Origin of the sequence: Sporomusa sp. (assembly GCF_035561155.1) — a bacterium.
Lineage (GTDB): Bacteria > Bacillota > Negativicutes > Sporomusales > Sporomusaceae > Sporomusa.
Genome location: NZ_DATMYD010000066.1, coordinates 1 through 6,664, shown reverse-complemented (window position 1 = coordinate 6,664; position 6,664 = coordinate 1). Strand labels below are relative to the sequence as shown.

At 43.3% G+C, this 6,664-nt stretch carries 6 protein-coding genes and 1 riboswitch; all 6 genes read left to right on the top strand.

Features of this window, described 5'->3' with window-relative positions:
- Nucleotides 1–483 (top strand): aldehyde ferredoxin oxidoreductase C-terminal domain-containing protein (locus tag VN447_RS07635; protein WP_325524415.1); only part of this gene is annotated, 483 nt, incomplete at its 5' end.
- 115 nt (nt 484–598) lie between these two features.
- Nucleotides 599–2,605, top strand: coding sequence for a sigma-54-dependent Fis family transcriptional regulator (locus tag VN447_RS07630; RefSeq protein ID WP_325524414.1), 2,007 nt, complete (start codon nt 599–601; stop codon nt 2,603–2,605).
- A gap of 177 nt (nt 2,606–2,782) precedes the next feature.
- Complete coding sequence (locus VN447_RS07625; protein ID WP_325524412.1) at nt 2,783–3,142, top strand: hypothetical protein; 360 nt, start codon at nt 2,783–2,785, stop codon at nt 3,140–3,142.
- Between the two features lie 560 nt (nt 3,143–3,702).
- Nucleotides 3,703–4,863: an iron-containing alcohol dehydrogenase gene (locus VN447_RS07620; protein WP_325524410.1), complete on the top strand. Its 1,161-nt coding sequence runs from the start codon at nt 3,703–3,705 to the stop codon at nt 4,861–4,863.
- A 180-nt stretch (nt 4,864–5,043) separates the two neighbouring features.
- Nucleotides 5,044–6,024 carry a GTP 3',8-cyclase MoaA gene (moaA, locus tag VN447_RS07615; RefSeq protein ID WP_325524409.1) on the top strand — a complete coding sequence of 327 codons (981 nt, stop codon included), beginning with the start codon at nt 5,044–5,046 and terminating at the stop codon, nt 6,022–6,024.
- Nucleotides 6,025–6,028: 4 nt separating this feature from the next.
- Nucleotides 6,029–6,139, top strand: a riboswitch (molybdenum cofactor riboswitch).
- Nucleotides 6,140–6,202: 63 nt separating this feature from the next.
- On the top strand, nt 6,203–6,664 hold a 462-nt coding region (locus tag VN447_RS07610), incomplete at its 3' end, for an aldehyde ferredoxin oxidoreductase N-terminal domain-containing protein (protein ID WP_325524407.1).

Here is a 6,664-nt window from a genome sequence, read left to right as displayed (position 1 = left end):
ATTCCCGCATACGATCCACGCGCGGTTAAAGGCGTTGGCGTAACGTATGCTACAACCACCATGGGCGCTGACCACACTGCCGGTTATGTTGTTGCGACCAATATCCTTGGCATCAGCGGCAAAACCGATCCGTTGGCAGCTGAAGGTCAAGTTGACCTGTCCCGTAACTTCCAAATTGCTACCTCGTTTATTGATACAACAGGCCTGTGCCTGTTCGTAGCCTTTGCTATCCTTGATATTCCTGAAGGAATGGAAGGAATTGTTGAGATGTGTAACGCCCGCTACGGCTGGAACTACACACTGAATGATTACCTTGAAATTGGCAAAGAAGTGCTTCGTGACGAGCGTGCCTTCAACAAAGAGGCAGGATTTGGCGAGGATTCCGATGACCTGCCTGATTTCTTCCGTTTTGAATCTCTTAAACCCCATAATGTGGTGTTCGATATTCCGAAAGAAGAGCTTAAGACGGTATTTAATTTCTAATTATTCAAATGGTTACAGCCTGAGCCCGGGCTATTAGTCCGGGCTTTTTACCAGAATATACTCCCAAAAAATAACAGTTCTTCAAAAAGATACTATTGTCAAGTGGGGGGTTGCAATGGTTGTTAATAGTGATCAAGGTGGTATTCTTCACACCTGGAAAGATTACATCTCTGGGGAAACCTGGATGCCTACGATTCGCCAACAGATAATCGAATCTTGGACTCGCTGTGAGCAAGCCGGTGTAAATCCGTATGATAGCGGTATTCATAGCAGTTTGGATGAGACTGCCTTGGGTAGGACACTTTCAGATAAACAGGAACTGATAACGATTGCAAAACCGTGTATGACCAATCTCTATAAGTTCGTTCAGGGTTCAGGCTTTGTAGTTGTTTTAACCGATGAACGGGGTTACATCATGGAAATGCTCGGCGACGAGGATACGTTAAATAACCCTATGACCAATAATTTCTTCCTTGGCGCTTCCTGGCGAGAAGAGGAAGCTGGTACAAATGCAATCGGAACAGCACTGGTAATTAAGAAACCCATTCAGGTTTCTGGCGCGGAGCATTACTGTCAGAAGCATCATTGCTTGACGTGCTCAGCCGCCCCTATCTTTGATGATCGTGGACGAATTATTGGCATATTGGATATGTCAGGTGCCTTTAATATGTCCCACTTGCATACCCTGGGGATGGTAGTAGCAGCAGCCGAAGCGATTATGGCACAGCTTGACATCCGGCGAAAGAACCGCGAATTGGTTTTGGCCAATAATCGATCGACGAATATCTTCAATACAATGTCGGACGGGATCGTTATGATTGATGAATGCGGCATTGTAAAACAGTTAAATCCGGCGGCAAAAAAAATATTTAATAGACCTGAATCAGAGATATTAGGTATGTCCATTGACCGTATATTTAATGGTAAAGCGGCAGTGACATGGCAAATGATGAACAATAAGGAGCCATACACAGATGTAGAACTTATGGTCGATACCAAAAAAAATACGTTTCACTGTTTGGCTTCAGGCGAGCCTTTGACTGATGAGCAAGGAAAGGTCATTGGCGGAGTAATTATTTTACGTCCGATTAAGAATGTACAAAACTTAGTCAATCGGTTTAGTGGCTATCATGCAGCCTTGCAGTTTAGCGATATCATTGGTGAAAGTAAAGAAATACTTGAGGCTATACGGGTAGCTTCCCTGGCGGCTACGACGTCATCTAATATTCTTCTGCAAGGTGAGAGTGGTACTGGCAAGGAAATTTTTGCCCAGGCTATTCACAATCGTAGTGAATCGAAAAATGGTCCTTTTGTAGCGCTTAATTGTGGTGTGATCCCGCGGGAACTAATTGGCAGCGAATTGTTTGGTTACGTCGAGGGTGCTTTTACGGGCGCTATAAAGGGCGGAAAACCGGGGAAATTTGAATTGGCCTCTGGTGGTACTCTTTTTCTTGATGAGATTGGTGACATGCCGCTGGAACAACAGGTAGCACTGCTGCGGGTTCTGCAAGAAAAAAATGTCACCCGCATTGGCAGTGAAAAAGTGATTCCTGTAGATGTCAGAGTTATTTGTGCAACCAATAAAAATTTGCCTAAAGAAATCGAGAAGGGAACTTTCCGGCAGGACCTTTATTACCGGCTGAATGTTATTTCTATTACCATTCCGCCATTGCGTAACCGAGTTAAGGATATTGCATTGCTGTTTAAACATTTTCTCGATAAAATTGGACGGGATCGGGGCTGTAACTTTTATATTGAGCCACAGGTTATGGCGTGTTTACAACACTTCGATTGGCCGGGGAATGTGCGGGAACTGCAAAATGTGGTTGAGCGGGCGGTAAGTTTAACAGAGTCGGGTGAAATTACTATCGCTCATTTACCTATTGACGTATTTGCTAAGCAACCCCCAATTCAATATCCGGTGCAACCCTTGATTTCGCCAGCCATAAACGAAACCCACGATCGTGAACATCGCCGGAGACTGATGAAAGAAGCAGAGCGCCAACAGATTTTAGTGCTCTTGTCAAGACACGGCGGCAATGTTAGTGTGGTAGCCCGGGAGTTTGGGGTTTCCCGTAACACCCTTTACCGCAAGATGCGATTATATGCAATAGAAAACTAATAACCAAATAACGGTACACTGTTATGTAAAGGCTTAACTTCTCAGACAGGAGAAATTAAGCCTTTTTATTTCTGTCTATCACACCGAAATGCACTTTTTTGATTTTGTTGATTTTTTTTGCTATTATGGTAGTCAATTGCTACAGCATTTAACACATAAAAAGAAGGTGCAAATTTTGTGAAGGAAGTTCTCTCCCGAATCCCTACTCTATATACCTTTGAAACCCCTATTCGACCTGTTGCCTTTACGAACCACTGCGTATGGGTTGAGCAAGTAAACAAGTGCCTGCAGGAGGGCTTCGAATGTGCGATTTACTATGAGCCGTACACAAACTTTGAAAACCCGTACACCCTTGACGCCATCTATATTGAAATTTTAGCTAAACAAAAAAGGTACTGTATTTCAGGCTTCGGAGTAATTCCCGATAGAGAACGCCACGAAATAAAGATTAGTGAACAGTACACAGAGTATGCTAAAGCTAAACAGGTTGCGATCAATTGGCTATTAGCAACTCGCGAGATTATTATGCTGCATTAACAAGCAGTTAGTGTAACTTTATGCTAGATCCTACCGCATAGCCATCCCGTATTTACGTTGATTACGGGGTGGATTTTTTTTGCAAAAATGATTTGGCATGGAGCTTAAAAATTAAGAGTGTCCTATTTGTGTGATATAAATGTAACACAATCTTGTCACAAATGTCGCACTTTTATAACAATTTACCATAATCAGCTTCTCCTGTTTTCATCAATAGCTGGGCTCACAGGTAAAATATGGGTTGGCATGAAAGTTGCAATATAATATTTACGTGATTTACTATATCCGGGAACTTTGACTTTTACCATTGGGTCACGCACTCACCACACTCGGAGAACGGAATTCTGAATCTTGAAAAATATTGTTGGACGGTAAGGGTCATTGTAGCCTTGGGGGCAAGGGGTAACCTATTGGAATAAAACTGAAAATTTCTGCAACAAAAGGAGGGGTAAATCAGGTAAAAATGATTTGTTGAGTCGCATACGATGTGCCCCGGTTAGGTTAGTTAGTTTGATTAAGGTAAGCTAATGTTAAGTTAATAAACAAGGAGGAGTTTTATTATGACGAAAAAATCTTATGGGTATTTTATGCCTCCGGTCACTATTATGGGGGTTGGCTGTCTTGAAGACATTGCAGATTACATAAAGCCTATGGGTTTTAAAAAAGCGTTAATAGTCAGTGATAAGGTTCTTGTCCAAATCCAACTTACTAAAAAGCTCACCGATGTACTTGATAAAATTAATGTAGAGTATGTCATTTTTGATGGTGCTCAGCCTAATCCGACGGTTGGTAATGTTAATGACGGTTTAAAATTGCTTAAAGAGAATAACTGTGATTTCGTCGTATCTTTCGGCGGTGGTTCGCCTCATGACTGTGCGAAAGGTATAGCTATTGTTGCTGCTAACGGCGGAAAGATTGAAGACTACGAAGGTCTTAATAAATCAGCCAAACCCCAAATGCCGCTAATTGCTGTTAACACGACTTCCGGTACTGCCAGCCAAATGACCCGGTTCTGTATTATTACCGATGAAGTTCGTCACGTAAAGATGGCTATTGTTGACTGGCACACAACTGCTGTTATTGCTGTTGATGATGCTGATCTGATGGTTGCTATGCCTCCGTCCCTTACCGCGGCAACTGGTATGGATGCCTTGACTCACGCAGTAGAAGCTTATGTTTCCACAATTGCTACCCCGGTTACCGATTGTGCCGCCCTTAAAGCTATTGAGTTGATAGCCGGCTATTTAAGAAGAGCTGTTGCGAACGGTAATGATATGGAAGCCAGAGAAATGATGACTTACGCCGAGTATCTAGCCGGCATTGCCTTTAATAATGCCAGCCTGGGATATGTACACGCAATGGCCCATCAACTTGGTGGATTCTATGATCTGCCCCATGGTGTTTGCAATGCTATCCTGCTTCCGGCAGTTGAAGACTATAATGCGAAAGTTGTTCCTGAGAGATTTGTTGAAATCGCCAAAGCGATGGGTAAAGATGTTGCCGGATTATCTCTCGAAGTTGCAGCAGCATCAGCACTTACCGCCATTCGGGAACTTTCTGCCGACATCGGCATTCCTGCTGGCCTGAAAGATCTCAAAGGATTTAAGGAAAGTGATATCCCGACTCTTGCTACTAATGCGCTTAAAGACGTCTGCGGCCTTAGTAATCCGAAACAAGCCACGCAAGAAGAAATTGAGGGCATCTACAGAGCGGCTATTTAGTTAAATAAAGTTAAAAATATTATCTTAATAAATTAACAGCGGGAATACCAAAGTATACAAAGATATGTTATGGGTTGGTTTTCCTTCATAGACATCATGAAAGAAACCAACCCATGGTTTTCTGACGATTCTAACTTGATAAGCGTACACTGCCAATTTACAGTAGGGCGGGGTGAAACGATGTGGAGTGGTTATGGTCGTGTAGTTGATTATCTACGAATCTCGGTTACTGATCGCTGTAATTTTCGCTGCGGTTATTGTATGCCGCCTGAAGGTATCAAATTACTAGGAGCCCAGGAAGTATTAAGCTATGAGGAATTGCTTCGCATCATAACAATACTCGGACAGCATGGTGTAAGCAAGGTTCGTCTCACCGGCGGTGAGCCTCTGGTCCGTAAAGGGATAGTAGATTTCATCCGTAGTACTCGGGCAATAGGGACTGTTAAAGATTTATCAATGACGACAAATGGCAGCTTGCTGGGAGATATGGCGCATCAGCTTAAGGCAGCTGGTCTTGACCGAGTAAACATTAGCATTGATACTCGAAATCCTGAACGTTTTGCTCGTATTACAGGTAGGGGTAAGGTAGCAGATACATTAGAGGGTATTAGAAGCGCAATTGAGGCCGGACTGAATCCGGTTAAGCTAAATATTGTTTTGACAGAAGAATTGTTTGAAGAAGATGTATTCTATTTTATTGATCAAGTGCATAGATATCCTATTGCAATACGTTTTATCGAGTATATGCCCATCGGTCAAGGCGGTGTGAAACCGGGAGCCAGTATTGCTGCAATAAAAAGTGTGATTAGCAATGCGGGTTACGGAGCTTTAGAATCAGTAGTGTTCACGCGGGGTAATGGTCCGGCGAAATATTACCGGCTGCCGCGAGCACTTGGAGTGTTTGGCTTTATTACGCCAATCTCAGAACATTTTTGTCATACCTGTAACCGCATTCGGTTAACAGCTGATGGCAAGATAAAGCCATGCTTACTGGCAAACCATGAAATAGATCTTAAAGTTGCCTTACGCAGCGGGGGCGATGATAAAGCGGTATATGAGCTGTTTGAAAGGGCGCTGCGTGAAAAACCGTTTCGTCATAAACTTGGCGAGTGCCAAGATGGGACTCCGATAATACGGGGTATGTCCCAAGTTGGTGGCTAAAAAACCTAATATTTGCTTCCGATTTATTATTATCCCTATGGGAGGTAATAAACGTCAGGGTATGATGAGTAATTATCGTGCCTGCCATTGCGCAAAGGAAGAGGTACTAAAAATTATTTTTTAGCACCTCTTTTCTTATTTTATCAATCAGTTTTCATATTTAAAGGAGGAGATTTATATGTTTTATCGTATTAACATGGCTACTCTTACAGTGACCGAAGACACAGGAGCGCAGTACAAAGGCCTGGCTGGCCGGGCACTCACTTCCCGGATTGTGAAAAATGAGGTTGATGCCAATGCCCATGCGCTTGGCAAGCTTAACAAACTGATCCTCGCCCCCGGGTTTTTAACCGGTACATTTGCTCCTAATGCTGGTCGTATGTCCTTCGGCGCCAAAAGCCCGTTGACAGGCACTATTAAAGAAAGCAATGTCGGCGGCTTTATTGGCCATAAACTTGCCCGTACCGGCGCAGAGGCCATTATTGTGGAGGATATAGCGCAAGACGGTAAACTCTACACGATGGTCGTTACCAAAGATGGTGTAAAACTAGAAGAGTGCCCTGAACTCAAAGGTCTCAATATATATGACGCTACTGCCAAACTTCAAGAGAAGTATGGCAAAAAAGCCGGGATCGCCGTT

Coding starts and splice junctions, on each gene's coding strand:
- VN447_RS07630 (WP_325524414.1), top strand. CDS start 599: ATGGTTGTTAATAGTGATCAAGGTGGTATTCTTCACACCTGGAAAGAT.
- VN447_RS07620 (WP_325524410.1), top strand. CDS start 3,703: ATGACGAAAAAATCTTATGGGTATTTTATGCCTCCGGTCACTATTATG.
- moaA (WP_325524409.1), top strand. CDS start 5,044: ATGTGGAGTGGTTATGGTCGTGTAGTTGATTATCTACGAATCTCGGTT.